Origin of the sequence: Ktedonosporobacter rubrisoli (assembly GCF_004208415.1) — a bacterium.
Taxonomy (GTDB): Bacteria; Chloroflexota; Ktedonobacteria; order Ktedonobacterales; family Ktedonobacteraceae; genus Ktedonosporobacter; species Ktedonosporobacter rubrisoli.
Genome location: NZ_CP035758.1, coordinates 1,947,130 through 1,972,742, shown reverse-complemented (window position 1 = coordinate 1,972,742; position 25,613 = coordinate 1,947,130). Strand labels below are relative to the sequence as shown.

At 52.5% G+C, this 25,613-nt stretch carries 20 protein-coding genes and 1 riboswitch; of the genes, 8 read left to right on the top strand and 12 right to left on the bottom strand.

Annotated features, from left to right (window positions below; genetic code table 11):
• Positions 1–20: 20 nt before the first annotated feature.
• Positions 21–146, bottom strand: a complete 126-nt coding sequence (locus tag EPA93_RS09100) for a GNAT family protein (protein WP_207229485.1) — start codon at positions 144–146, stop codon at positions 21–23.
• A gap of 236 nt (positions 147–382) precedes the next feature.
• Between EPA93_RS09100 and EPA93_RS09095 the strand changes: the two genes are divergently transcribed.
• Complete coding sequence (locus EPA93_RS09095) at positions 383–826, top strand: DUF4231 domain-containing protein (RefSeq protein WP_129886751.1); 444 nt, start codon at positions 383–385, stop codon at positions 824–826.
• Positions 827–941: 115 nt separating this feature from the next.
• Here the strand turns inward: EPA93_RS09095 and EPA93_RS09090 are convergent, their stop codons facing one another.
• A complete protein-coding gene (locus EPA93_RS09090; RefSeq protein ID WP_129886750.1) occupies positions 942–3,230 on the bottom strand; it encodes an ATP-binding protein in 2,289 nt (762 codons plus the stop codon).
• Between the two features lie 184 nt (positions 3,231–3,414).
• On the opposite strand from EPA93_RS09090, the gene EPA93_RS09085 reads away from it, so the two are divergent.
• Together EPA93_RS09085 and EPA93_RS09080 are read left to right on the top strand one after the other, a co-directional pair.
• On the top strand, positions 3,415–4,320 hold the full coding sequence (locus EPA93_RS09085) for an NAD(P)-dependent oxidoreductase (RefSeq protein WP_129886749.1): 906 nt from the start codon (positions 3,415–3,417) through the stop codon (positions 4,318–4,320).
• A 395-nt stretch (positions 4,321–4,715) separates the two neighbouring features.
• Positions 4,716–6,065: an MFS transporter gene (locus EPA93_RS09080; protein WP_129886748.1), complete on the top strand. Its 1,350-nt coding sequence runs from the start codon at positions 4,716–4,718 to the stop codon at positions 6,063–6,065.
• Between the two features lie 145 nt (positions 6,066–6,210).
• On the opposite strand, the gene EPA93_RS09075 is transcribed toward EPA93_RS09080, so the two are convergent.
• Both EPA93_RS09075 and EPA93_RS09070 read right to left on the bottom strand, forming a co-directional pair.
• Positions 6,211–7,380, bottom strand: coding sequence for a pyridoxal-phosphate-dependent aminotransferase family protein (locus tag EPA93_RS09075; protein ID WP_129886747.1), 1,170 nt, complete (start codon positions 7,378–7,380; stop codon positions 6,211–6,213).
• Positions 7,381–7,432: 52 nt separating this feature from the next.
• Positions 7,433–7,528: riboswitch (ZMP/ZTP riboswitch) on the bottom strand.
• Positions 7,529–7,694: 166 nt separating this feature from the next.
• Complete coding sequence (locus EPA93_RS09070; protein WP_129886746.1) at positions 7,695–8,114, bottom strand: PPOX class F420-dependent oxidoreductase; 420 nt, start codon at positions 8,112–8,114, stop codon at positions 7,695–7,697.
• Between the two features lie 147 nt (positions 8,115–8,261).
• Here EPA93_RS09070 and EPA93_RS09065 point away from each other — a divergent pair, with 147 nt between their 5' ends.
• The 3 genes from EPA93_RS09065 to EPA93_RS09055 all read left to right on the top strand — a co-directional run bounded on the left by EPA93_RS09065 (position 8,262) and on the right by EPA93_RS09055 (position 11,872).
• Positions 8,262–8,624: a winged helix-turn-helix transcriptional regulator gene (locus EPA93_RS09065; protein ID WP_129886745.1), complete on the top strand. Its 363-nt coding sequence runs from the start codon at positions 8,262–8,264 to the stop codon at positions 8,622–8,624.
• Positions 8,625–9,379: 755 nt separating this feature from the next.
• Positions 9,380–10,576: a WD40 repeat domain-containing protein gene (locus tag EPA93_RS09060; protein ID WP_129886744.1), complete on the top strand. Its 1,197-nt coding sequence runs from the start codon at positions 9,380–9,382 to the stop codon at positions 10,574–10,576.
• A 429-nt stretch (positions 10,577–11,005) separates the two neighbouring features.
• Positions 11,006–11,872 carry an LLM class F420-dependent oxidoreductase gene (locus tag EPA93_RS09055; protein ID WP_129886743.1) on the top strand — a complete coding sequence of 289 codons (867 nt, stop codon included), beginning with the start codon at positions 11,006–11,008 and terminating at the stop codon, positions 11,870–11,872.
• Here EPA93_RS09055 and EPA93_RS09050 read toward each other — a convergent pair.
• From EPA93_RS09050 to EPA93_RS09025, 5 genes are all read right to left on the bottom strand, one after another.
• Complete coding sequence (locus EPA93_RS09050; RefSeq protein WP_129886742.1) at positions 11,869–12,792, bottom strand: LysR family transcriptional regulator; 924 nt, start codon at positions 12,790–12,792, stop codon at positions 11,869–11,871. The genes EPA93_RS09055 and EPA93_RS09050 overlap by 4 nt on opposite strands.
• Before the next feature lie 61 nt (positions 12,793–12,853).
• Positions 12,854–13,456, bottom strand: a complete 603-nt coding sequence (locus EPA93_RS09045; RefSeq protein WP_129886741.1) for an SLOG cluster 4 domain-containing protein — start codon at positions 13,454–13,456, stop codon at positions 12,854–12,856.
• Between the two features lie 368 nt (positions 13,457–13,824).
• Positions 13,825–15,384 carry an MFS transporter gene (locus EPA93_RS09040; RefSeq protein WP_129886740.1) on the bottom strand — a complete coding sequence of 520 codons (1,560 nt, stop codon included), beginning with the start codon at positions 15,382–15,384 and terminating at the stop codon, positions 13,825–13,827.
• A gap of 870 nt (positions 15,385–16,254) precedes the next feature.
• Positions 16,255–17,454: a sensor histidine kinase gene (locus tag EPA93_RS09030; RefSeq protein WP_165422974.1), complete on the bottom strand. Its 1,200-nt coding sequence runs from the start codon at positions 17,452–17,454 to the stop codon at positions 16,255–16,257.
• A gap of 525 nt (positions 17,455–17,979) precedes the next feature.
• Positions 17,980–18,888: an LLM class F420-dependent oxidoreductase gene (locus tag EPA93_RS09025; protein ID WP_129886738.1), complete on the bottom strand. Its 909-nt coding sequence runs from the start codon at positions 18,886–18,888 to the stop codon at positions 17,980–17,982.
• A gap of 449 nt (positions 18,889–19,337) precedes the next feature.
• Between EPA93_RS09025 and EPA93_RS09020 the strand changes: the two genes are divergently transcribed.
• Positions 19,338–20,165: an alpha/beta fold hydrolase gene (locus tag EPA93_RS09020; protein WP_129886737.1), complete on the top strand. Its 828-nt coding sequence runs from the start codon at positions 19,338–19,340 to the stop codon at positions 20,163–20,165.
• An 82-nt stretch (positions 20,166–20,247) separates the two neighbouring features.
• On the opposite strand, the gene EPA93_RS09015 is transcribed toward EPA93_RS09020, so the two are convergent.
• Positions 20,248–21,642, bottom strand: a complete 1,395-nt coding sequence (locus EPA93_RS09015) for an acyltransferase family protein (protein WP_165422973.1) — start codon at positions 21,640–21,642, stop codon at positions 20,248–20,250.
• A 597-nt stretch (positions 21,643–22,239) separates the two neighbouring features.
• Here EPA93_RS09015 and EPA93_RS09010 point away from each other — a divergent pair.
• Complete coding sequence (locus EPA93_RS09010; RefSeq protein WP_129886735.1) at positions 22,240–22,635, top strand: VOC family protein; 396 nt, start codon at positions 22,240–22,242, stop codon at positions 22,633–22,635.
• A gap of 52 nt (positions 22,636–22,687) precedes the next feature.
• On the opposite strand, the gene EPA93_RS09005 is transcribed toward EPA93_RS09010, so the two are convergent.
• On the bottom strand, positions 22,688–23,791 hold the full coding sequence (locus tag EPA93_RS09005) for a DmpA family aminopeptidase (protein ID WP_129886734.1): 1,104 nt from the start codon (positions 23,789–23,791) through the stop codon (positions 22,688–22,690).
• A 134-nt stretch (positions 23,792–23,925) separates the two neighbouring features.
• Positions 23,926–25,398, bottom strand: coding sequence for an APC family permease (locus tag EPA93_RS09000; protein ID WP_165422972.1), 1,473 nt, complete (start codon positions 25,396–25,398; stop codon positions 23,926–23,928).
• Positions 25,399–25,613: the final 215 nt, after the last annotated feature.

Here is a 25,613-nt window from a genome sequence, read left to right as displayed (position 1 = left end):
TCAAGGCTCCGCGAAGATTATTAAGGAAACAGGGGAGAACTGGTTTTCCCTGCTTGCCAATCGCGCTCGATGATCGCATAGAGTAGAGAATCACGCCATATCCCCTTATTCCATTTGTGCTCACGGAGATATCCCTCTTTCTGCATAACTTTCCTCTATCTCTCTTATTATTGTTCAGGAAGGATTTTATAGTTTGTGGCACACCAACGCAAGAGGCAAAGGGTACCAGGCGTCAGGCATTAATCAAAATATATAGAAATCAGATATTTTTTGCATTTTGCCCTCCTGGCTCGTTATACCCTTTAGAGGGCTGAAACTGATAGCAAGCCAGAAACACTTAGCAATTCTCAAGCCAGGCATAGATATATGAGAGGAGAGCACAATGCAACCACTCACGAATAACGCAGAACAATACCTCAAAGGACGGTGGCAACAGCAATATGACTACTACTCTCAGCAGGCGATATACAACAAACGGTGGCATCAAAGCCTACTACTTTTCAGTACCATCGGCGCTCTGGTAGTGCCAGTGCTCCTCAATATTGCCGATATCCCTAAATTAGTGCCAACAATTTTAAGTATGCTGGTCTCAATTGCCCTTGCCCTTGAGGGTGTCTACCATTATGGAGACAGTTGGCGCCTCTTCCGCCAGGCGCTAGAAGCCCTTAAAGAAGAGCGCGCCCTCTACGAAGCAGGAGCCGCCGCCTATATGGACCCACAAAAGGCTTTCCCGTTGTTTGTTGAGCGCTGCGAGGATATTATGCAAATAGAAGGCAAAGGCTATTTTGAGCGGCACAAGTTGAAGAAACTAGAGCCAAATCTGTAACTGGTTATTTCGTTCCAATGCCAACAGCAATTTCCTGAAGGCTGCTTTTCTCTCTTTCCCGCAGCATTGTAATAATAGCTGGCCCTTCGCGCTTGATCTTTGCCTGAACCTCGGGTTAAGGGGCTTTAGCCAGTAAACTTCGTGCTTGCTCACAATAGAAGCGTGACTGCTGTATTGCAAAGACCTGCCTTGCCTCATCGCCTGCCTTCTGATACCAGTGAGCCACTTCCTGGTGAGAGCGTCCAGAGCCTTGTGCATAGTATGCAAGAAAGGCTGCCGGGATGCCCGTATCCTGAAGGTGGTCTAATGCTCGGCCATGCAAAACACGTCTCCGGCTCTCACTTGTCTCAATGTAGACTACCTCACGCAGGGTAGCATGAGGGAAAACGTATGTGACTGCCTCCTCTTCAGAGGCGGAATCGATTTGTTCGATGAGCAAACGATGACTGATGAGCTCATCGAGGGCAAGCAGAGCATCGTTGCTCGATAGCTCTGCTACCTGATAGAGTAACTCAAAGGTAAAGTCGCTGCAAAGCTCCGCCGCCGCGCTGAGCAGGATTTTGGCAGTTGGAGAGAGGCGCACCAGGCGCATACTGATGATATCGTGTATTTTCTCCGGCAAGACATGTTGCCATTGCGCAATATCCGAGAGCGTTATAGAAGCAGTATCGATAGCCCACGTTCCATCCGAGCGGGGCAGCGCTCTCAACATCTCTCGTTCAAGCAATACCCTCAATATCTCTGTAATGTATAGTGGTTGGCCTCGCGTCTTGCTAAAAAGCCAGTGCACAAAGGGGGCAGCAGTTATAGAGGTAGCAAGAACTTTTCCTGCTGGCGCCTCCTTTTCTTGTCGCGCGGTGCGTCCTTCCAGATACTGTACCCACCTGGCGATATCCTCAAAGCGAAGTCCAGCCAGTGGCATGGTTAGTGTTGGCAGAGCATACTTGAGATGGAAGAGCCACTCCTGCCAATCGGCTTGCGTGGAATGCAGATCTGTACGAACATTGGCAATAAGTAGAATGGGAAGCTGTTTTTCTCGCCATTGCTGCAGAACATAGGTGAGCAGATCGCGGGAAGCCATATCCGTCCACTGCAGATCATCAAAAAAGATAACAAGTGGACGCCGCGCCGCCCATGCCTGGCCCAAACGGGCCACAGCCTCAAAGAGCTGGGCCTGCCCCACAAGCTCATCTACGACGGGAACAGCCAGGTCTGGATAGCGCTCGCGCAACTCAGGTAAGATGCGCGCTAGTTCGCTAAGCCATATATCGCTGAGTAAATCTTCAGGCGCGTTCTCACGCTCCATGCGCCTGCGGAGAGCATCTATCAGTAGTTGATATGGTAGACGATTATTGCTTACTGATACTGCCGCTCGCCCCTGCAGCACATCAGCTCCCTGCGCGCTAGCCCATCCTAGAAAGTCTGTCACTAGCCGTGTCTTGCCAATGCCCGCCTCTCCTTCAATCAGCATCAGTTGGAGTCCCTCTTGTTGAACGCGGTGATAGCGCTCAACCAGGCTTGCATATTCCTCCGCGCGCCCTATCAGTAGGCCGTCAAGCTGGAGCGCGCCGACCTGTTGCCTTTGGGCTCTCTGGGGTGCCAGCGGCTCTCTACGCAAGCGCTCGGCCAGAGCCAATGTTTCTGGCGCAGGCTCAACGTCGAGTTCACGCCTCAGCCAGGCGCGCGTTGTTTCGTAGACATACAAGGCCTCGTCACGTTTCCCTATGCTGAAAAACAACTGCATCAAGCGTCGAGCCGCCTCCTCATTGCTGGGGTCAGTCTCAACCCAGCGCGTTGCTGTAGCGATGGCAGCAGTCAGTTCGCCCGCCTCCATTTGCCAGGTAGAGAGGAGATCCGAGAGAACATTCAAACGACGCCGAATTGCCTCGCGTTGCGTGCTCATCCAGGTCTCAAATGCTGGCGCGTCGGGCAAAGTAAAATCCTCTAAAAAGGTTCCTCTGACCAGTTGTAACGCCTCCTGCACCTGCGTCATCAGCGCCCGGCGCTCCTCGCCCTGTAGCTTGTCCACAATAGGTCGCGCCCTGATACTGGCAAAAGCTGCATTCAACACATACACATCACTCTCAAGAGAGGAGCTTTGGCGCACGCCGAGGGCATTGCGCTGCACTATGAGGTGAGTTTCGAGAGGCGCAACAGCCGTCTCCTCAAGTACCTCACGAAGCAGAGCCAGGGTGCGGCGCAGAATCGTTCGCCCCTGGGCCTCGTCAGAATCTGGCCAGAGGAGGGCGATCAGCTTCTCGCGCGGATGCATACCACCTTCAAGCGCCAAGTAGATCAGCAAAGCTAATACTTTGCGCGTCGGCAGTTTTAGCACCTGATCCTGCTCTTGCTTTCGATGGCGGATCTCAGGGGAACCAAGTAGAGAGAGGTATAACTGGCTCATACTATTTTTTCACGTTCTTTTTCACGCTCAGGTCACGCAGAGGCTTTAGACTAACGATATAGAGAAAGTTTACTTATGTTTCCTTCCTCGCCACAGCATATCATACTGCGCCTGCAGTAATGGGGTCAAGGCTTCAACCGTGGCAAGGATCGTTCAAACAAACCAATTAAGAGGAGCATTGTATATGAACAGCTATGAGAACACAAATGAGAAACTTCCATCGGTTACAGTCATCGGCCTTGGCGCCATGGGTCAGGCCCTGGCGGGAGCCTTTCTTAACAAAGGCTATCCTACAACCGTCTGGAATAGATCGCCGCAGAAGGCTGATGCTCTGGTGGCCCGTGGAGCCTTGCGCGCCTCCACTGCTGCAGAGGCAGTAGCAGCCAGTCAGCTTGTAGTTGTCTGCCTGGTAGACTACAAAGCTATGTACGAAATCTTCGCCACCTCTGCTAGCAGCCTAACGGGCAGAACTCTTGTAAACCTCACCTCAGATACGCCAGAACGTGCGCGCGAGGCCGCTGCATGGGCAGCCGAGCATAACATCAATTACCTGGATGGTGCCATTTTGGTTCCGACCGTGGTCATTGGAGAGCCCGAAGCGCTCATCTTCTACAGTGGACCTCAGGCTCTCTTCGAGGCCCATCAGACGACGCTAAAAGCCCTTGGCGGCAATTCCGCCTATCTCGGCGCTAACCCTGGCCTTGCCGCTCTTTACGATCTGGCCTTGCTTGACATCTTCTATTCCAGCATGGCAAGTATCGTCCACGCTTTCGCTCTTGTCAACTCAGAGAACGTTCCAGCCGCAGCCTTTCTCCCATACGCAAACGCTTTTACTTCCATTCTATCCAGTATCATGGTTACGCTTGCCAATAATATCGACAATGCTCAGCACTCTGGCGAGCAAGACAACTTGCGTATGGAAGCTGAAGGCATCGCGCATATCATCGAGGCCAGCCAGGCTCGTGGTCTCGATGTGAGCCTTCTCAAAGCAGTTAAAGCTCTTGCAGATCGCGCTATCGCCGGGGGCCATGGCGGCGATAGCATCTCACGCCTGTTCGATTATGTAAAGGGAGCTGAAGCGCTGAGGTAAACGGGATTAGGGACTAACAGTCCCAATGTGGAAAGCGATTTCCAGGGTTCTGCTCATTGTGGCCGCTGAGCAGAACCTCCCATACGTGGGCAGCAGCAGGCAATGTGTTGCCTTGGGAACCGTCTCAGCCAGGGAAGTACTCTTTGATTTGATAAATAGTGAAATTTACTTTGCAGCACCCCAGGGGAAAGGTCTTTTTTCTCAATATAATTGTAGCACTCTTGTCAAGACTCCACATCGTTCTTTTGCACGGTGTTTTTTCCCACATCCTTCTGTATACTCGATGCCTGCAGTTCTAGCATGCAAGATATTGGCATAACTTGCCTCTTCGCTCACTCCAAAGAGCTTAATGGATTGCAATTATACGAGTATTTATTGAAGAAGGGAATATCTATATGAAGAAGTCCTCATCTCATTCTCGGGAACAAAGCATCTCTGAGCGTGAGGCGGAAAAAGAAGTGCCTCCGATCGGCGCACCACGACCACCGGGTAAAGGTTTATGGCGCGCCTTTACTTCATTACGTCAATACAATTTTCGTCTTTATTGTTTTGGGCAACTGGTTTCGCTGCTGGGCACCTGGATGCAAAGTATCGGGCAAGTCTGGCTGGTGCTTGAACTGACGCATAGTGCCTGGCAGCTTGGCCTGGTCGGCGCTCTACAGGCCGTGCCGATCCTGCTCTTCTCAATCTTTGGCGGCATTTTTGCCGATCGCTGGCCTAAGCGGCAGGTCTTATTTCTCACGCAAGCTGGCGCCATGCTGCAGGCCTTTGCGCTCTGGGCACTTGTCGCGAGCGGGCGCATAGAGCTCTGGCACCTCTATATCCTGGCCCTGCTCCTGGGACTTACCCGCTGCCTGGACCTGCCAACGCGGCGGGCCTTTATTATCGAGATGGTAGGACGCGAGGACCTGCCCAATGCCATAGCCTTGAACTCCTCCATCGCCACGCTAACACGTATCGTAGGCCCGGGCCTGGGAGGCTTGATTATCGCCGCCAGTGGGGTTACTAGCCTTTTTCTGCTCAATGCCATCAGCTTTGTTGCCGTGCTTGTGGCCCTTGTCCTCATCAGGACACGGAATCTCTACGTCCAGACGCCAGAACAACTAACTGAAGATACTGAGAAGCAAAGCACATGGCAGAGCCTGCACGAGGGTTTGAACTATGTCTGGAAAACGCCGGCCATGGTATTAGCGATTATCGTAGGCGGGCTGGTATTGCTCTTTGGCTCGAACTTTAACGTTGTACTTCCCCTGATCGCCACAGACGTGCTACACTCGGGCGTCAAGGGCTATGGTTTCCTTGATGCTGCCGCTAGCATCGGTTCCCTGCTGGCCGCTCTCTGGCTGGCCTGGAGAAATCAGCAATCGACGGCGCTCCGTCTCCTGATCTGTATGCTTCTCTTTGGAATACTCGAAGTCGCGTTTGCAATTTCACATCTCTATCTTCTCTCACTAGTGCTCATTGCTGGCATCGGCCTGACTGAGAGCATTTTTGCCTCACAGGCTATGACAATGCTGCAAATGGTCACACCAGGCCATTTACACGGTCGCGTGATCAGCGTGCAGGTGCTTTTTTTTGACGGTAGCCTTCCCCTGGGATATATGCTGATGGGCTGGTTATCAAGCCTGGGAGGGCCTTCTAATGCTATGCTGATCGGGGCTATACTCTGTGTGGTGGTTGTAGGTATCGGCTGGATTTGGCGCAAAGCTGCAGAAAGGGATATAGCGGTAGCAGCACAGGTGTAACTAGCTTCCGTTGCTAACCTTACGTAAATATAAGGAAAAGGAGCCAGTGTAGTGTGCTGAGGTAGGTCAGCCCGCTCTCCACTGGCCCCGTATGGCTTTTCCCGCAACTTACGCTTTTTCTTGCAGCTAAAACCAGCTTGCCAGGTTAGCGCTCCTGGCGTACATGCTCAAGCCAGACGGCCTGAGCTGCGCCCACAGCCTTGCCAGTTTCAACCGGATAGCCGAGATAGGCCAGAGTATTTTCGACCGAGGCCAGAGCCACCAGCACATCATTAGGTGTGATATAGCCCATGTGGCCAATGCGGAAAATCGTTTCCTTCAAAGCTCCCTGCCCACCGGCCAGAACGACGCCGAAGACTTTAGAAGCCGTGCTGCGGAAGGTGCGCGCAGCGATGCCCTGCGTAAATTTGACCGCGGTAACTGTAGGAGAAGCAAACTGCTCATCCTGACGCAATAATTCAAGTCCTGTCGTCTTGATAGCTTCCCGACACATTTTGCCCATGAGGTAATGGCGCTCCTGGACATTGGCCAGGCCTTCCTCGTGAAGCATTTCCAGGGCGGCTTGCAAGCCGTAGTAGAGGGATAAGGCCGGCGTGTAAGGGGTCTGCGCGCGCTCGAAGCCCTGCCGATAGGCATGCAGATCGAGATAGAAACGTGGATTGCGAATCTGCTCGGCGGCCTTCCAGGCTCGCTGGCTTGCGGCAATGAGCATTAAGCCCGGAGGACACATAAGCGCCTTCTGCGAGCCTGTGAATACTATATCAACGCCCCATTCATCCATGGCAAAAGGGAAAGCGCCAAGGCTGGAAATAGCATCCACGATAACCAGCGCACCGTGTTTGGCAGCTTCAGCCGCAATCTCACGTACTGGATTGAAAACGCCTGTGCTCGTCTCGTTTTGCTGCAAGCAGACGGCCTTAATTGTGCCCTGCTCTTTCCCCAGTAGAGCAGCAACATCCGCAGGATTGGCGCTGCTGCCCGCAGCATAGTCCAGGCGCGCCACTTCAAAGCCGAGCGCCTTGTTGGCTTTGACCCAGCGTTCGCCAAAATCGCCAATCACGATATTGAGAACCCTGGCGCCTACCGGAACAAAGTTGACCATAGCCGTTTCCCAACCGCTGCTCCCCGAGCCGGGGATAACATATATCTGTTCCCGCGTCTGAAAGATTGGCTGCAGCTTTTCGGCGACATCGCGATAGATAGCGCTAAAGGCTTCGCCGCGGTGGTTGATCATGGGTCGGGCCATGGCGGCGGCTACCTGGGGCGGGATGGGCGTAGGACCGGGTGTGTGTAAAGCAAGCTTTTCGTTTAACATCCGTTCGGCTCCTCCTGTTTTGGCTCAACAAAAAAGGCACCATTGTTTGTGGTGCCCCAGCCCAGGCGAGCGGCTGATTACATACATGTTTGCTCTTCAGGTTCCCCCGTGGTAATTCCACGTTCTTTCGCCAGTCACCTGAAGAAAACTCTTCCTGATACTAGTATAACTGATTCTCTTAACTGATAGCAAGGATGGGCTATCTATTTGGGCTGGATCCGCCTCACACCTGGCTAGCTGCCGCTTCCCTTCCTGGGAGCGACCATCGTTTCTGTCAAACAATGCCGGCGATCCCAACGGGAAGGCGTTACGCTCTATTGAGGCTGTTCACTCCAGGGTCCGATTCCATGAATGCTATCGACAGCGATATGGGTAATATAGCCAGTCGGCGCCTCATCGGGTATCAACTTCGCTCCTGGTCCCATGTAAATCTGTGCCAATTGGTTCACCAGCTCGCGCCCACCACCCTCGGTAACTCTGGCATGCCCATTAACGACAAGATAGTTATCAAGCCCTCCGGTTTTTCCACCTGTTGCTAACGAAAGCGTTACCCGCGCATCCCGCCGAATGTTGCGCAATTTCTTGTGCAGGGGAACATGGCCGCAGACGATCTCATCGCCATCCAGGCCAATCCAGACAATGCTCACCTGGGGGCTACCGTCTGGGTTCAGTGTTACAAGATGAGCCAGATGGCCAGCCGTCAGAGCCTCGCGTACTGTATTGCTTAACACCATTTCTATGGTCCTTTCCTTCTAAGAACTACAATCCCTCTGCTGGAAGATGAGAATCTCAAGTCAGAGTATAGCCCAGGTATAATAATTTGCACAAGTACGCACATCAATGTGCTATAGTATCAAAAAAGGTACTTATTGGAGGAAACCATGGCAAAAAAAGAGCTCTGCCAGTACAATTGTCCTGTTGAAGCAACGCTTGACGTGATCGGGGGAAAATGGAAGGCTATCATCCTCTATAAATTATTGGATGGGCCTTTGCGCTTCAGCGATCTCAGGCGCTATCTTCCCGCAATCACCCAGCGGATGTTAACGCTTCAGTTGCGCGAATTAGAAATAGACGGCATTATCCACCGCGAAATCTATAAACAGATCCCTCCGAAGGTCGAATATTCGCTAACAGATTTTGGCAAGACGTTGGAACCCATCTTGCTAGCAATGCTCTCCTGGGGCGATCAGTATACCAGCCGGATCATTTCAATTAAATCTTCGCGGCAGGCCGAGCCTGTCTGATGCCTGTTGTATAGCCGCGGGGCAGATCAAACGCGCTGGCGCGAAAGAGCGTAGGATTGCAAAGAGCGCCTACGCAATCCCCAGCTCTTGCGAAAGGGAGTATCTGCAGCTATACGTACCTGTGCAAACCAGCATACACAGGCTTGCAAGCCCTGGCACGAGATGTGCCGGAGATCCGGCACGTTGCACGAAATATCGGCATCCCCTTGGGTACTACAAAGGGGAACAGCGAGCAAATCCATCCCTCCGTTTTCGTCTGCAAAGCCTTCCCAATTTCAGAATTCTGCCCCTCACCGATATATCATACCTTCCCTCTAGATCTGACTGATCTGCAACGTCTTCTGATGTTTCCTCCTTCTTCTCTTGTCGAGCTGAAAAACAGAGAGAAAACATGCCGGGCCCACTGAGACTTCTCGTGCCATATCACCAAGATGGATAGATCGTAAGGGGCAATGTGACGTTTTTGTGCCTGTGGCGAAATACACATTGAGAGCTCAAATATTGCTTCTCTTGAAAGAGAATGCCTGAAAGCCATCGAAACAGATGCTTGAGCTCAACGAGAGCACAACCGCCAGACAAGCCGCCTGAGCCCGCAGTTACATGCAGGTACTCAACAGCTTGAGCAGGCAAGCTCGCAGGCACTTGACCGTATGAGAGGCTGCCTGTGGCAAAGCCAGGAATAGAGCGTTGTTGTTCCCAGGCAAGGGCGGCAAGGGAAAGCATGTAATACGAAATTAAAGGAAAGAGGTTATGTTATGACTAGTCCATCGCAGAGAAGTGGAGCTTATCCTCCTCCCTCTCAACCGAAGCAGTGTCGCTCCATCTTGCGCGGGGTTGCTCTTGGCCCTATCACGGCAGTTGCCTTTCTTGCGATTTTGAGCTTCGTCCTCTCCGCCTGCCAGTCGCCTCTCCAGACGGCGGCCAATGCCTCCTCGATCGCTGCAGATGCAGTGGGACAGGCGCAATCGTCACAAGCCATAAGCAGTGCGAAACAGATATGTACCTTTACCACAGCTATTGAGAACAGGCAATTTCATAGCCGTATTGGGACCACTAACATGCTCTTGGGGCCTGAGCTGTCCTGGTCTACTCAAGGGCAGCTAGCGGCATCTGGCTCCAAAACTTTGCAGTTTGCCTCGGCTACTAACTGTCAAATGGCAGCATCAGCGCAAGCGCAAACGATGCACTCCGTAAGTTGGTCACCCGATGGGAGCAAATTAGCAATGCTTGGCAACCAAGCGCTGGATGTAGTCGACCATCAAGGACATACTCTTCTGCATAGGACTTTCGCACAATTGCAGGCAACTATAGTTGACGATGTATTCTGGACTTCTGATAACAACAAGATCATTTTCACCTCCGATAACACTTCAATCCCCAATAAATTTAATTCGAGTATCAAGAGCATTAATGTTCCAGATGGCAGCAATCTCACCATGCTCTGGGCGCTTCCTACTAACAATTTACCGTTTGTGTTATCAGCTGACAACCAAACTGTTGGAGTGTATTCTATAGATCCAGCCACAAAAAAGCCGAGCTTCGCTATCTGGAATCTCAATACTAAGAAGCAGGTAAGCAAGCTATCGAGTTTTAGTGGGGGACCCGCGTTATCACCGGATGGTTCTCTATTAGCTTTAGACCAAACGAATCAAATAGAGTTTTATTCGACTGCTGATGGAAAGCCAGTAGGTTCGGTGAATGCTGATAAGCGGACCGCGAATACGATTCTTGCCTGGTCCCCGGATGGCAAATACATTGCAAGAAACACAGGCGCAATCACCATTTACGATGTTCAGGCAAAGAAGGAGGTGGCAAAGTTCGGACAGGTTGACGCGCAACATGCGATCACGACGCTGGCATGGTCCCCCGATAGCAAAGGGCTGGTCTCTGCAAGCGGACCAAGCAATTCCACTTCCCCTCAAGCTACTGTACAGGTCTGGGCACTCAACTAACACCGGCTTGCCTCGGCAGAGGCGGCTGCCTTTCATGCGATCGAGCCACTGTTGAGGCATTGCGGCCTGCTCAATTGAGCAGGCCGCGGTAGAGCTAAAGGAAAGATAACAGCAGATAAAGGACAATATGAGAAAATCGAAGCGTTAACAACGAGCTAACCATTACCAATGAGACAAGATGACGACAAGGGAGACTGTCCCAGAATATATGTAAAATCCTATTCCATAAGAGTGCATCTGGCCTGGCAGCTATAAGTACCTATGAAGACCAGCGTGCGCAGGCTTGCAAGCTCTGGCATGGCTTGTGCCAGCGATCTTGCGTGTTGCGCGAAATATCGTCGCCTTCTCAAGTGTTATATATAATAAAATTGAGTAAATCCATCTGAAATGCTCTTTGCCTTGCGGTAAAGAAGAGGAGCAGTAGCAACTATGCAGCTAGGTGTGACCTTTCCCCAGACTGAGATCGGGGCCGATCCAGGCGCCATTCGCGAGTACGTCCAGGCTGCCGAAGGGGTCGGCTACAAGCATCTTATCGCCTTCGATCATGTCCTGGGCGCCGACATCACCCATCGTCCCGGCTGGCAGAAGTATACCTCCCAGCATCTCTTCCACGAGATCTTTGTGCTCTACGGCTATCTGGCCGCCTTTAGTCAGCTTGAGCTGGTTCCCGCCGTCCTCGTCCTGCCTCAGCGCCAGACAGCTTTAGTGGCCAAGCAGGCCGCCGAGATCGCTCTGCTCACCGCTGGCAAGACGCGTCTGGGTGTTGGAGTGGGCTGGAACGAGGTCGAGTTCGAAGCGCTGGGAGTGGATTTCCATCAGCGCGGACGCCTCATCGACGAACAGATCGAGGTCTTACGCTTGCTCTGGAGCCAGGAAAGCGTGACCTACAAGGGTCGCTTCCACACCATCAGCCAAGCCGGCCTCAATCCCCTCCCTCCTCGCCATAACATCCCTATCTGGATTGGGGGTAAATCTGATATTGCCTTACGTCGCGTCGCTCGCCTTGGCGATGGCTGGTTCCCATTCCCACACAAGCCGAATGCAGAAATGCAGGAGACGCTGGAGCGCCTGCGCAACTATACGCGCGAGGCTGGACGCGATCCTCACGCCATTGGGATCGAGCCGCGCCTGGAGGCTGCCCAATACTCCTTTGACGAGCTCATTGAGCAGGTGGAGGGCTGGCAAAAGCTTGGCGCCACCCATATCACCATCAACACTATGAATATGGGCCTCAAGTCGCCCGCTGAGCACATCAAGACCATTATGCGCTTCAAAGAGACCCTCGACAAGGGCTAACTTTCCTGTGCCCTGTCAGGCTTATTCTTGAAGGTTGTCGTTTCGGTTACGGTCTTGATAAACTGGCGCGCTGGTCCTGAGACCCAGCCGAAACGGCGATAAACAAGGGCAAAGATATACTGCTCGGTCAGATCCGCAATCGGCACGATAGCCATATCGCGCTCACGAAGATCGCTTTCGAGCAGGGCTGGAGGAATAATGGTTACGCCGCAGCCTTGTCTGACCAGCTCTTTGAGTCCCGCCAGTGAATCAATCTCTACCACAGGCTCAACGCTTAAGCCGTGTTGGCTCAAGATACGCTCGATGCTACGCCGCAGACGCGAGGTCTCGCGTAAAAATATCAGGGGCTCAGTGACGATCTGCTCCAACGCCAATGGAGATGTATATTGGGCAAAGGGATGTTGCGCAGGCACCAGGAGATAAAGTGATTGTCTAAACAATTCGTTCATGACCAGCACATCCGGGCGCAGGGTAGGCTGAAAGATCAAGCCCAGATCAACATCTCCCTGTTCCACCAGGTTCAGCACTTCATCGGTTCGGCAGACATGCACGTTAAGGCGCACGCGCGGATAGTGCTGATGGAAGGTACGAAAGAGAGCGGGAAGAAATGCTGTAGCCAGCGGCTCAACGCAGCCCAGGGTGACAATGCCTTCCTGACCCTCCTGGATATGGACCATGGCCAGTTGCCCTTGTTGCAGCTGGTCAAGGGCGCTCCTGGCATAGCGCGCAAACTCCAGGCCAGCCGAGGTAAGCATGACCCGCTGCTTGACGCGTTTGAATAGCGTCACGCCCAATTCGGCTTCCAGAGCAGCGATCTGACGGCTTAGTGCTGGCTGGGCAACTAGGCACAGCTCGGCGGCCTTACGAAAATTCTGCGTCTGTGCGGCCGCCAGAAAATAGCTGAGTTGACGAAATTCCATCACTGATCCCTTATAGGGGCAGGTTTTGTCCCTGCCTAACGACTCATCCCGCTCTTCCAAATCATGCTTGACGAACAGCCAGCTCGCGTAGCAATGCGTCTACAAGCTCCTGTGGTGAGCGATTAAATATCACATCGGCCTTGCCCTGGGTGCCAATCTTGTTCACCAGCGCTTCCAGATCATCATTTGCGCCGCCGGTCTCGGTTAACACGCCAATAATTTTACCACGATCATACATCATAGCAGTAAATTCGTTCAAGGTTCCCCAGCGCCCGGAGACAAGCACACAGGCATTGCAGTGCGCTGTAGAAAGCACATTGCGATAGCGCAGGCGAATGTAGAAGTCGTAGGCATGCGTATCCTCTGGCGTAAAGAAAAAAAGCTCACGATAATTCGCCGGCACATAAAAAATCCTGCTATACAGCGCAGCTTTATGCTTATGAACCCGTTCTTGATCCTCCTGATTTAGTTCTGAGCTAAAGCCCCAGATCTCTGCTCCACGCTGCGCGGCCTCGGTAGCCACAGCCAGCGGCACCCCGGCGCAGGCTCCGGTCACCACAATAACATCGCGCTCGGCCAGTACGCGCCCTAGCTCTTCCACCCTGGCCAGCAAGTCGCTGCTGGCCGCCTCAAATGAGCCATAAACGCCAATTTTATACTTCATAGAAGCTCCTCCAATAGCCAACGTAAAAATTAGCGAAAGTGGGATGATAAAGAGTGTTCTCGCCACAATCCCGCAATTGAATCCTTTGCTACGACCCACGCTTCAGGGAAGAGGATAATCTATTTGCCGCGAATATGCAAACTGTGGAACAAACAAACACGAAGCACGAGCACAGGTATAGCCCTTCCCTACACCTGTGCTCGCCACTTCACAGCGCTGGCAGGATCAATAGGATGGCAACTTACCACCCTATGATTAATGTCCATGAACCAAGTTGTATGGGTTCAATTGCCGTTTAGCAGAGCCGCTGAATGGCAGACACTAGCCGTTATATTCATGGGCACTCCCTTTAGTGAAATCATGAAGGACTATTCTGACCCTGATACATCTGGAGAAGAAGCTCTTCCAAAGGGGATATCCTTTAGAAAGATAGTGGCGATTACAGCAATTATGGCGAAAGCCAGAACCGCCAGAAAGCCAAGCTGCAAAGCATGGGAGAGTAAGTGCTTCCCGGCTTGATCTGTGGGCAGATTATGCAATAGATCGCCAGAAATAGCACTATTCACAGCTGTGCCAACTATAGCAATGCCCAGAATTGCCCCCAGTTGCCCCAGATAGCGCGTCGCTGCAGTGCTAACTCCCAGATATTGGACTGGAAGAGCATTTTGCGCCGCTAACATTGGCAACGTGAAGAAGACGCCACAGCCCAGACCTACTAGCATCATGAACAGGGTCGCCAGCCCAAGGCTGGTAGATGCACTCATCAGCACGATTAACAGACAGCCGAGAGTCATGATGAGCGCCGCCAAAATGGCTATCAACTGATAGCGTTTGAGCACTCCCACTAAGGCCCCGCTACCGGTTCCACTAATCACCATGCAAATGGAGAGTGGCGTCATGGCCAGACCTGCAGCTGTCGGCGAGATACCCAGTACTCCTTGTAAGAAAAGGGGTAGATAGAGTGCCAGGCCCATTAATATCATCATCTGTAGCACAGAGAGAACGGCAGCAGCGCTGAAGACCTGATTGCGAAAGAGCGCTAGCGGTAAAATAGGCTCTTCGGCTTTGCTTTCGGTAAGCAGAAAAAGGCCAAACAATACGATACCAATGAGCAGTCCGGCGAGCACTTGCGGAGATGACCAGGCATACATCTGGGAGCTGCCCCAGGTGAGCCCTAAGAGCAAGCAGATAGTGGCAGTTGCCGATAGTACTGCCCCGAGCACGTCGATGTGCCGCACACTGGCCCAGCCACGCGCTTTCATCGTACGTTCCGAGAGATTGGAAGGCAGGAAGATCAGCAGGGCAAGTACAGCCAGAAGGCCTATAGGTAAGTTGACATAGAAGACCCAGCGCCAACGCGAGCTCTCCGTGACCAGGCCCCCCAGCAGCGGACCGTTCTCGGCAAGCCATCCGCCTAGCGCCGGACCGAAGAGGTTGGAGACGCCATAGACAATGCCAAACACGCTCATCCATTTTGCGCGCTCCGCCGCCTCGAAGAGATCGCCAAAGATAGTTGCGACCAGGGCCATGCCCATACCAGCACCTACGCCTTGCAGCACACGGAATGCGATCAGCTGGTTCATCGTTTGTGAGGTTCCCGCTAGTAACGATCCCAGCAAAAAGAGAGCAGTCCCACCCAACAAGAACCATTTCCGCCCGAATTGATCGGAGAGCTTACCTACTACCGGGATCATGGTCATGGATGCCAGCACATAACCAGTCACTACCCAGGTATAGCGGTCCAATCCATGTAACTGGGCAATAATGCGTGGCATGGCTGTGCCTACAACCGTCTGGTCCAGGGCTTCTAAGAGCAGAGAAAGTAGAAGCGCGCTAATTACGCTAGCTAGCGCAGCTCCCTTGAGTTGAGGCTTTCCTGGCTGGGGAGCAGACGATGATGTGGAAGAAAAGGATGTGCTTGTACTCATAGATCGTCTCCTAGCCTGGTATTGTTCTGGCCTGTTGTGTAAAAACCAGACATGCCACGATCATACGTTAGAATGCACACGATAGTTCTATTCGCAGCAATGCTTAACCCAATAGGAAAAGGCCCTGACACTGAATTGCGCCTATAAGCGTTCGTATTCATACGACGAAATCCTTCTAGTAAAAGAGCGCGTTCGGAAATCCCACGGCTCTTAGTGAGCTTGACTGGCAAGAACAGCCTTGAGGTGCTCGATCTGCTCAGGCATATCCTTTACCTTTAGCAAGAGTATAGGCCTCAGGCGGGTGACCAGGCATCATTCTACTGGTTGATTAAGAGGGTGATTGAGATACAAAGGAAAGGTTAGAAGTAGGTATAGATAGCTAGCGATGGCAGCGGCTTCAACGCGATTGGTGATACCCAGCTTGCGATAAATGCTTCGGACCTGTGTCTTGCTGTGTTCACAGTCTCTACCAGGTTGCTGGCAATTTCAAGGTTGGAACACCCGGCAACTAACAAGCGTAGGAAGCGCATTTCTTGGGGGACTAAGCACTTCAGCTCTTGGGGACTAAGCGCTTCAGCATCCCTGAGATCCGGGGAAGAGGAGGCTGAGAGGCCGGCCCAGAAATACTTTATAGATAGTTCTTTCTACGTTTTTTTGGCTATACTCTTTTTCCCAGGAATATCGCTTTCATCACCCATCACTATTGTGATGTACACTCGCCCGCCAAGCCTCTATACTCTTTCTAGGCGGCGCAAATAGAATGGAGCATTTGAGGCCTTTATGGTTTTTGCTTCCCTGCCTCACGCAGCCTGGCCCAGGTCGGCACACGTATAGTTATCTGGTAGCCTTCTGCCTCCACAGGACCATAAGTTACCTCGCCCCGAGAAGCGCGAAACGCTCGCGTAAGTTCAACAGGTCAAGGTGAGTGGTGCGTTGCTCAGCAATTCCTGTAACAGGGCTGTTATCATGTACAGCCATTTCTAGCATCTCGTCCTCGCAGCGCAGACGTAGCAGAACCTCGCTCGCCTTCGCATATCTGCGCACATTGGTTAAGGCTTCCTGTGCAGCTCGATAGAGCGCTATCTGTAACTCGGGAGAGAGTGGGGGCAATTGTATATTCAGATCGAGGGTAAGGGAAATACGATCGTTGGCGTGCTCAAAATCCCTTCCCAGCTGCATAAATGCCTCAGTTAATCTGAGCGTAACGATGCTCTCAGGATGCAGCATGGCCACAGCACTACGTACTTCCTGTAAAGTCTGAGCCGCCATCTGGCGCGCGTCGGCCAGTTCTGCTGCTGTCCGACGCGGACTGCGCTCATGGACTTTTGCCACCATGGCAAGTTGGCTGTTTAAAGTTGAAAGTGAACGGCCCAGATCATCATAGATCTCGCGGGCCAGGCGCTCCCGTTCCTGCATCCTGGCCAGTTCTTCGCCTCTTTGCATATACTCGCGCAGTTGCTGCTGCGCCTGTTCCAATTCGTGGCTTGACTGGGCAAGCCTGCCTGCTAAGCTTTCCGCGCGCTTTTTCTGCATGTTCAAGAGACGCAGCAGCCACATCAAGGCCACAACAACCAGGAAAACGAAGAGCAGCGAGAACCAGACGGCCAGCGCCTGTCGGCCGTCTCCATTAAAGGCAAAGAGCAGGTTAATTCCCATTAGCGCATAGAGCAGCAAGGAGAGCAAGAGGGACATACGAAAGGGTAGCCAACCACAATAGATCGTGATCGTGAGCAGGTAAAGGGGCCAATCGAGGTGCATTTTGCCCGAGCACAGCCAGCCACATACCAATGTGAGCACCGTCAGGAGGCCCAACTTGAAGGCTAGCTGTCTCTCCACGGAAACCATTTCTTGCATAAGTGGAACATGGCTCTGAAAGAGCCACCAGAGCGCTATCGCATAGCCAATTTGTAGCCCGGTAAAGCATAGTATATGTAAAGTTGAGGAATAGCTATCTGGCTGTACGGCTAAGTGGTAACCCAGTACCAGTATTATATAAGCAAGGGCCAATCCTCCAATACAGAGAATCCGGGACCGATAGCGGGCAAACCAGATTTTCGGCTGGCCGAGCATATATAGCATCCTTCCAGGCAGCTCTAGAGGTTGTGCCTCATCCTTTTTTGCATCTTGCTTCCATCTGCTTTGCTAGATGCAGGAGTAACTTTTTGCCATTGCCATTATAGCATAGCCCTCGATTGCCGTCTCTCTTGATTTCTTCGCGTGGAGTAGTGTCATTCTTCTCGCCATTCCTACGCTCGTCCTCAGTTGTTCTGCCTGTCGAATAGTCAGTGTGGTCCACATAATATGGCGAGAGAAATAAGCTGAGGTCGAAAGTAATACCATTTGCGCTACATTTATGGGTAAGCTGCGGTTATGGACTGCCTGAAGTACACCTGGCAGCTCGCGTTTGGCCTGATCTCTGCAAGCCTGGCGGACACAAGGAGAGTTTGTTAAAGGGGAAGCCGGCTAAAAGAGTTCATAGGTAACAAGCCTGAAAATGCCGGCTCAAGGCCCCCGGAAGGATGGCATTATACGCTGGCAACATTATAAGCGCTTCATAATAGTATTGCCAATATACAATGCCAGAGATTGACGCTTCTAACGTCCAGCAACGGGAATCTTCTCGACTGCAGCAATGATCTCGGCTAAAAGCTCAAATGTCCTCGGATCATGGACGTTGCGTACGCTAAAGATCTCCTGATCGATACCTTGCTCGGCCAATTGGGCGAAGTGTTCAATCGCGGCAGCAGGCGAGAAAGAGCCATCGCGTCCATCGGCCGTCAGGTTGAGCAGCGTATAGTGCGTAGTTTTCTCAATCTGCTCATAGGGACGGCCCAACGTCTCGCAGTGTTCGCGCAGGGCTTCAAGCTTGCGTCGTATTGTCAGCGAATCTCCATCTGAGAATATGTTGCAGGCATCCCCATAGCGAGCTACCAGATTCAGGGTCTTGAGCTCTCCGCCACCTGCAATCAGGATAGGCGGGTGCGGCTTCTGTAAGGGCTGGGGAGAGTTCAAGGGGCGCGCAAGCTTATAATGTTTTCCTGCATATGGTCTCTCATCCCCAGACCACATCTGATGTGCGATCTGCAAGGTTTCTTCCAGGCGCTCGAAGCGTTCTTTTACACGGGGAAAGGGAATGCCATAAGCGGGGCTCTCCTCCTCATACCAGGCCGCACCAAGGCCAAAATAGCTTCGTCCGCGCGAGAGCACGTCAAGGGTCGTGGCAGACTTTACCAGCAGACCGGGATAGCGAAATGTTACTGCACTTACCAGTACACCTAGCTTGATGCGCTCAGTCAGGGCTGCAGCAAAGGTCAGGGCGTTCCAGCCCTCCATTACCTCTCCCTCGATTGGTCCGATACGAGGCGGCAATAAGACATGATCCATTGTCCAGAGACTATAAAAACCGACCTGCTCGGCCTGTTTGACGATGCGTGTATAGGTTTCGCTAAGCTGCTCGGGTCCACCTGGCCAGGTGAAGTTAGGGATCTGTAATCCAAGACGCATAATAATTCGTCACTCCTTGCTACTATATTCCAATTTTTCTTAGGTTATTATATTTCGAAATTTCTTGTAATGTCAAGGCGGTATCGCACTTAAGCGAGCATCACAGTAACTAGCCGAGCCTAATAGCTTTTAGGGGAGGGTGTCGTACATTGCGCGGCTTTAGGTGCCCTGCCCAATTGAACAAAAATGGCAAGGGGGCGCGTGCCAGGCGGTGATTAAGAGGGATCTTATACAGGAACCAACCGGCAAGGCTCGATCTCTTGTGCTTCTTGTGGGAGGGCAAGATAGGAGTAGTTTTATTCAGGTTTCTGCTTTATACTGTTTCTATTCAGCATTTCACAAGCAAAGAGAGGAAAGAAATGATGGATATATCCAAATTGGGCCATACTCAATATTTCAAGAAAATGGCCGCGAGCCTTGTATCGGCTTAAAGAAACGGAGAGCCTCATATGACTACCAACAAGAATCAGAGTGGCAACTACGCTCGGGTCAACGGCCTGGATCTCTACTATGAACTCCATGGGAGCGGGCAGCCGCTAGTAGTGCTTCCCGGCTCTTTCGGGACCATCGAGGCGCTGGGAGAAATAGTGCCGCTGCTCGCCAAGAAGCGCCAGGTCATTGCGGTTGAGTTGCAAGGACACGGGCATACCGCTGACATTGATCGCCAGTTGTCCTACGAGGCGCTGGCCGACGATATCGCTGCGCTCATTGCGTCCCTTGGCCTCCAACAGGCCGATCTTTTCGGCTACTCTCTGGGAGGCGGCGTCGCGCTGCAAACCGCGATCCGACATCCGAAGGTGGTGCGCAAACTTGCCGTGGCCTCAGCCCCTTTTAAACGAGATGGGCGCTATCCCGAAGACCTTGAGGCCATGAACGCCATAAGCCCCGAAGCGTTCGCGGGAACGCCAATTCACGAGGCCTATCTGCGGACCTCTCCGCTGCCAGAAGCCTGGCCTACCGTGGTGGCTAAGGTGAGGCAAATGGTAACCTCCGACTACGACTGGAGCGCAGACGTGGCGGCTCTCAAAACTCCTACTCTGATCGTGGTCGGAGATGCTGACGGCCTGCGCCTGCCGCACATGCTTGAGTTCTTTGCTCTGCTGGGCGGCGGTCAGGGGGATGGTGATCTGTCCGGCCTGCCGCGCTCCTCATTGGCAGTGCTGCCGGCCACAACGCATGTGGGCTGGGCTCCTCCCTATCATGGGATCATGACGCGCACCCATCTGCTGCTGCCAATACTCACCGAATTCTTCGATGCACCGCTGCCAGCCAGCTAGCTGAGAAGCAGGCCACGCCAAAAAGCCGCCCAGGGAGAGCTCATAGTATCCATAAGAAACGAAAGCGCTCTGCCGGTTCCGTTCAATCAGCCCAGCTCCGCGTGCTACGTTCCAGCTCTGGGAATTCGCGCCGCCTGCCCTGTTCAACTAGGGAAGCCTTATTGTCAGAGGCCACAAGGGCGGCTTCGCTTCGTGGACGCTTAAAGCGCTCGCCGAGCTTCATGCCCGGCTTCTCGACCCAGCGGTAGAATAAGAAGCAGAAGGGGATAACAACTACCAGAACCCAGAGCCAGTAAACACCATATGCTTGCTCTGGTGACCAGCCTTCCATCCAGGACTGCCCACGCTGCATGCATATGAGCAGCAAAGGCAGGTGCCACATATACAGGCTGTAGGAGATCAAGCCCAGACCGCGCAAAGGGAACCATTCAAAGGGTCGCTTGAGCTGCATTGGTCCAAAGAGGAGTGCCAGCACGCAAAGGCCAAAGGAAAAAGAAATGCAGAGCTCGCTGATCAGGTACGAATACTGGAATAGCCAGGGCTGGCTGAAGAGGGGCCAGGTATTGGGATAGCTCTGATTATAGCTCCACAGCACCATAATGAGCAGGCAGAACAGGCCCACACCCCAGAGCCAGGGGCTTAGCTTTTGTAGAACTTGCCGGATGCGGGGCGAAATCGAGGGATGGCGCGCATAGACAAAACAGAGCGCAAGAAGCATCCCAACGCCAAAATCCTCTAAATATTTTCCACTAATACCATACGTAAAGAACAAGATAACATCGAGCACTGGCCGCGGCACCAGCAAGCTCTCTGTAGGATGCCGTTCTAGAAAATAGGCGCCATAGTAGCGCGTGAAGATGCCCCAGCCAATGATGGCAAGAACACAGGCAATAGTGACGAACAGGCGATAGTTCTGCCTGGCGCGCCAGACGACGAGGCGCATCCCCAATACAAGCAAGGGCAGGAGCATATAATACTGCCATTCGATGGCCAGCGTCCAGTAAGGCGCATTGAGCTGTTTAAATGTGGCCTGCGTCGAATCCATGAAGAAGATAAAAAATAAGCCCAGCTCTTTCCAGTGCTCGGGCTGCAAGTATTGACGCTGAAAGATCAAGACTATCAGGATGAGCGAGAGATAATATGCTGGCATGATGCGAAAGACGCGCTTTAAATAGAATTGGCGGATAGAAGGCCAGCTTTGCTCAAAGAGGAGAGCCTTCACAAAGGGAAGGAAGAGCAGAAATCCAGAGAGCACAAAAAAAAGGGTCACGCCATAGCGCCCAAAGAAGAGGAAGGAATTGAGAACTTTATGTACCGCTGGCTGCGTTGGCCAGATCTGCAAATCGCGCGGAATGCGGTAAATATGGAACCATATAACGATCAAACAGGCGAATGCCCGTACCCCATCAAGGACTGGAATCGTATTTTTCTTGGGAACATCTTCTAACCCGGCACGTATCCATTGACCAATTGTCATGGACATCCGCTTTATCACCTATTCTAGTCCCGCTGGAACTATGAGCGCCATAGCCCCTTCGGGAAATAACTAACTTCTCTCTTATCAATGGTCGATCTACTACTATCTACCATGATATATTACGTTCAAAATAGAGCCAGCGGATACGCCTCCCAAAGTAATAGGTAGAATTACCGACTCAGCGCTTAGCAAAGCTAGCCTATGATCGCACAGGCTGCAAATTCTGGAATTTCGTGAACAAAATTTGGATACTAACTCATCCTTTTCACATGCTGATAAAGAGTAGCACAAGATATTCCAGGATCATGACAGAAAAAGGGCACTTCTGGGAACTGCAGGATACTGGGTTGGGGTAGCAAAGCCGGGAAAGAAGAGCAAGATCCAAGAAGTTTTTTGTGGATTCGCATGCTACACTCCTCTAAAGAGCGCAGCCTGACGCGCTCAGTGACCAACGCGAGAGCGCTAAGGGGACCGAGTAGATCGATCTACCCCACAAACGCAGCAAGAGAGACAAACCAGGGGACTTTTGTTAAAGCGCTACAGGGTTGGTGCCGAAGTGGCATTGCCCTTGTCCAAACACAAAAAAGGAAAACAAGCATGAGCAAGCCTGGCCGCATCCTCGGCATCGGTGGAATCTTCTTCAAGTCAGCGAATCAGCAACACATGCAGGAGTGGTACGCAAAACATCTCGACCTCGCGGATAGCGGCCATGGTGTCATGTTGCCGTGGCGAGAAAAAGATAATCCTGAAAGTGAGCAGATGACCGTTTGGAGCATTTTCCCCGGCAATACCGACTACTTCCAACCGAGCAATGCCTCGTTCATGGTGAACTACATCGTAGATGACCTCGATGCACTGCTCGACCGCCTGGCGAAAGAAGGCGTTAGCATCGATCCTAAGCGTCAGGATGAAAGCTACGGCCGCTTCGCCTGGATCTACGATCCCGATGGCAACAAAATCGAACTGTGGCAACCGCTCAATCCAAACACATAAAGGAGTAGCTCTTTGATATTTTCAAGAAGCCACTCCTCGCAGTTGTGCCAGCTCAGCGCTGCATTACTTCACGTAGACGAGCATGAGGCAGAGCATAAGCAGTAATGCCATCCCGGCCGCTCAAGGTCGTAGCAGCGAGCAGGGTATTGACAATAGCTTCCTCCGTTGCCTCTACTACAGCATCGAAGAGATCGGTAATATACGTATTCGAAAGCATGGTAAGCGGGACCGTCAAAGGGCTGTTATCGCTATACTCGCTGGCCGGGATGCCGCGATTAGCCGTAGAAAAAGCGAGGAAGAGATCTCCGCTGGTATGCTCTCCTACTCCTCCAGTGCGCGCGATACCTAATCCGGCCCGCTGAGCCAGGCGCATGCATTGAGTTGGAATAAGGGGCGCATCGGTAGCGATTACCACAATGATCGAGCCTCTGACCTGCTGCGAAGAGAAAGGCAGGTCAGGCACTGGCACTTCCGTGTCTGGGATAGCTTCTCCAACGGCGATACCGTTAATCCGCAAGCGTTCGCGCCGTCCATGGTTTGCCTGTACCAGTACGCCCACTGTATAGCCACCTGCTGCAGCATTGACGCGCCGCGAAGCAGTGCCGATGCCACCCTTGAAGCCATGACAGATCATGCCTGTGCCGCTGCCTACATTTCCCTCAGCCAGCGGCCCAGAGGAGGCGGAGGCAATGGCCTGCGCGACATGCTCAGGTCTAACGTGCAGACCGTTAACATCGTTCAAGAGGCCATCATATGTTTCGGCCACAACCGGTAAGGCCCAGAAGACATCCTGCGCTCCATGGCTGGCTACGGCGTGAGAGACCAGGGCATCACGCACAACGCCTACGCTGTGGGTATTCGTCAGGCCGATAGGCGACATCAGCATGCCGGCTTCCTTGATCCACTCCAGGCCGGTCATCTCGCCATTGCCATTGAGGCGATGTGAGCCAGCAAAGAGTGGTTCCCTCCATACATTGCCTTCGTGGGGCATAATAACTGTCACGCCCGTGCGGATCGGCCCATGACCAACCTTAAGTGCTCCTTCTCCCTCAACAAGCGTTGTAAAGCCAACGCGCACACCCGCTACATCCGTAATTGCGTTATGGGGACCGGGCTGCAAAGTCCCAATAGTGATGCCCAGATCACGAGCTCTCATATTACTCTAAATACCTCCAAGGTCAATACGCTACTGTTGCCGAGGTCTATTCACAGGCCTCAAACGGCGCTCCCTGCTTCTATCAGCTACCCAATGCGCTAAGCCCCCGACTCCTGGCCTTATTATGTTCAAAGCTATAGGCTGGTCTGCGCTTCTCCTCCAGCTGTCGGCTTGATTAGCGGATCTTCCGCAGTGGTTTCCTCGTCATCACCATAGGTCGGATCGAGCATAACCCAGTGTGTTTTCTGGCGTGGACGTAGATAGAAAAAGTAATAGATTGCCGCCACTACCAGAATTGCCGCACAAATCCCCATATCGCTTAGCGCCTGCTGCGTAAAGACCACAATGCAGCCGATCAGTCCAATCAGCGGCCATAGTGGCCACAGCGGCATCTTATAAGGCCTGACCAGATCTTTTTGCGTAAAGCGGCTCACCAGGGCAGAAAGCGCCACCAGCGCATAGAGCACAACCAGCAACACGCCGGTAAATGTTACAAGAGCCGCCACGCTAGAAAGAGCCGTCAGGACGGTTCCAATCACACCCACCAGGGCAGTCGCTACCCAAGGCGTCTTAAGCTTTGGATGGCAGAGCTCCAGCCAGCCGCTGACCGGCTCAGGCCAGGCTTTATCGCGTCCCGAGCTATAGATAACCCTTCCATAGCCTAGTATAATCGCAATATTGCCATTAAAGATAGAGCAGAGCACGCCAATTGTGACCAGCGTATTGAGTAAAGGGCCGCCCAGCGCGCTAAGCACATAGGACATCGGCGTGTTCGAGTGGATAAGCTCTTTGAGGGAGGGTGCGCCCAGCAGGGCAGCCGTCACGGGAATGAGCTCGGCGGCAATAGAGATGCCCAGTGCCCAGAGTACAGCCCTGGCGATTCCTCTGCGCGGCCCCGTCATCTCCTCCGAGAAAACTATTGGGCCATCATAACCGTTATAGGCGAATATCGCTGTTGAGACTCCGGCTAGCAGGGCTCCAAAAGCGAGGGGAGAAAGCGCGCCTTGGGCATTGACGGTCTGCGGCGAGAAGAGAATGCTTAAGGGTTGATGGATATTTGCCAGGCCTAATACGCTAACGGTTGCCACGGCTAACAGTTCAACTGCCAGAAAAATGCCCGTCACAAAGGCATTGGCGCGAATAGATAAGATGGCAATCAGGGTGGTGGCAAGCATGATAATAGCCCCAACCAGATTTGCGTTGACAGTTAAGTTGGGGAAAAGCACGGCAACATATTGACCGGCCCCAAGAGCAATCGAGCTTGGCACAAAGACGGCAAGGGTTAAATAATCGGCAAAGGCTAGAAAACCAGGGAAGCGCCCCAGGACGCGGGCCACGATAGAATACTGTCCACCAACGACAGGAAATGCCGAACCAAGCTCGCTATAGCACATGGCCATACCCAGCCCGATAATCCCGGCAATCACGAAGGCCAGAAAGGCTCCACTTCCCTGCAAGTTAAATGCCACAGGGGCAATAATAAAGATAGAGGCCGTAGGAGTAATCGCTGACACACTAATACAAATATTTCCGAGGACACCGATTGCGCGCGAGAGTTGTTGTTGATAACTTTTTGAAGATGGCGACTGCGGGTTAAGAGATGACATGGGCAAACCTCCTTGTGGACGAGGCCTTAAGACCGCCATAGAGGTTAGATCAAGGGGGAAGCCGGGCAACATATTGAAGAACCTTCAGTTCTCAAGCCGTTACCATCGCTAAAGCATATCAATGCGCAGAGATCTAACCTTTCATCTCTATTGAGCGTAGTCTAAAAAATTTCTCCTGTCAAGGCGCCTGTTCGTCATTACCGAACAAAACCTCT

What these genes read in the sequence shown, in the direction of transcription:
- EPA93_RS09100 (WP_207229485.1), bottom strand. Translation starts at nt 146, where the DNA reads ATGCAGAAAGAGGGATATCTCCGTGAGCACAAATGGAATAAGGGGATA.
- EPA93_RS09095 (WP_129886751.1), top strand. Translation starts at nt 383, where the DNA reads ATGCAACCACTCACGAATAACGCAGAACAATACCTCAAAGGACGGTGG.
- EPA93_RS09090 (WP_129886750.1), bottom strand. Translation starts at nt 3,230, where the DNA reads ATGAGCCAGTTATACCTCTCTCTACTTGGTTCCCCTGAGATCCGCCAT.
- EPA93_RS09085 (WP_129886749.1), top strand. Translation starts at nt 3,415, where the DNA reads ATGAACAGCTATGAGAACACAAATGAGAAACTTCCATCGGTTACAGTC.
- EPA93_RS09080 (WP_129886748.1), top strand. Translation starts at nt 4,716, where the DNA reads ATGAAGAAGTCCTCATCTCATTCTCGGGAACAAAGCATCTCTGAGCGT.
- EPA93_RS09075 (WP_129886747.1), bottom strand. Translation starts at nt 7,380, where the DNA reads ATGTTAAACGAAAAGCTTGCTTTACACACACCCGGTCCTACGCCCATC.
- EPA93_RS09070 (WP_129886746.1), bottom strand. Translation starts at nt 8,114, where the DNA reads ATGGTGTTAAGCAATACAGTACGCGAGGCTCTGACGGCTGGCCATCTG.
- EPA93_RS09065 (WP_129886745.1), top strand. Translation starts at nt 8,262, where the DNA reads ATGGCAAAAAAAGAGCTCTGCCAGTACAATTGTCCTGTTGAAGCAACG.
- EPA93_RS09060 (WP_129886744.1), top strand. Translation starts at nt 9,380, where the DNA reads ATGACTAGTCCATCGCAGAGAAGTGGAGCTTATCCTCCTCCCTCTCAA.
- EPA93_RS09055 (WP_129886743.1), top strand. Translation starts at nt 11,006, where the DNA reads ATGCAGCTAGGTGTGACCTTTCCCCAGACTGAGATCGGGGCCGATCCA.
- EPA93_RS09050 (WP_129886742.1), bottom strand. Translation starts at nt 12,792, where the DNA reads ATGGAATTTCGTCAACTCAGCTATTTTCTGGCGGCCGCACAGACGCAG.
- EPA93_RS09045 (WP_129886741.1), bottom strand. Translation starts at nt 13,456, where the DNA reads ATGAAGTATAAAATTGGCGTTTATGGCTCATTTGAGGCGGCCAGCAGC.
- EPA93_RS09040 (WP_129886740.1), bottom strand. Translation starts at nt 15,384, where the DNA reads ATGAGTACAAGCACATCCTTTTCTTCCACATCATCGTCTGCTCCCCAG.
- EPA93_RS09030 (WP_165422974.1), bottom strand. Translation starts at nt 17,454, where the DNA reads ATGCTCGGCCAGCCGAAAATCTGGTTTGCCCGCTATCGGTCCCGGATT.
- EPA93_RS09025 (WP_129886738.1), bottom strand. Translation starts at nt 18,888, where the DNA reads ATGCGTCTTGGATTACAGATCCCTAACTTCACCTGGCCAGGTGGACCC.
- EPA93_RS09020 (WP_129886737.1), top strand. Translation starts at nt 19,338, where the DNA reads ATGACTACCAACAAGAATCAGAGTGGCAACTACGCTCGGGTCAACGGC.
- EPA93_RS09015 (WP_165422973.1), bottom strand. Translation starts at nt 21,642, where the DNA reads ATGACAATTGGTCAATGGATACGTGCCGGGTTAGAAGATGTTCCCAAG.
- EPA93_RS09010 (WP_129886735.1), top strand. Translation starts at nt 22,240, where the DNA reads ATGAGCAAGCCTGGCCGCATCCTCGGCATCGGTGGAATCTTCTTCAAG.
- EPA93_RS09005 (WP_129886734.1), bottom strand. Translation starts at nt 23,791, where the DNA reads ATGAGAGCTCGTGATCTGGGCATCACTATTGGGACTTTGCAGCCCGGT.
- EPA93_RS09000 (WP_165422972.1), bottom strand. Translation starts at nt 25,398, where the DNA reads ATGTCATCTCTTAACCCGCAGTCGCCATCTTCAAAAAGTTATCAACAA.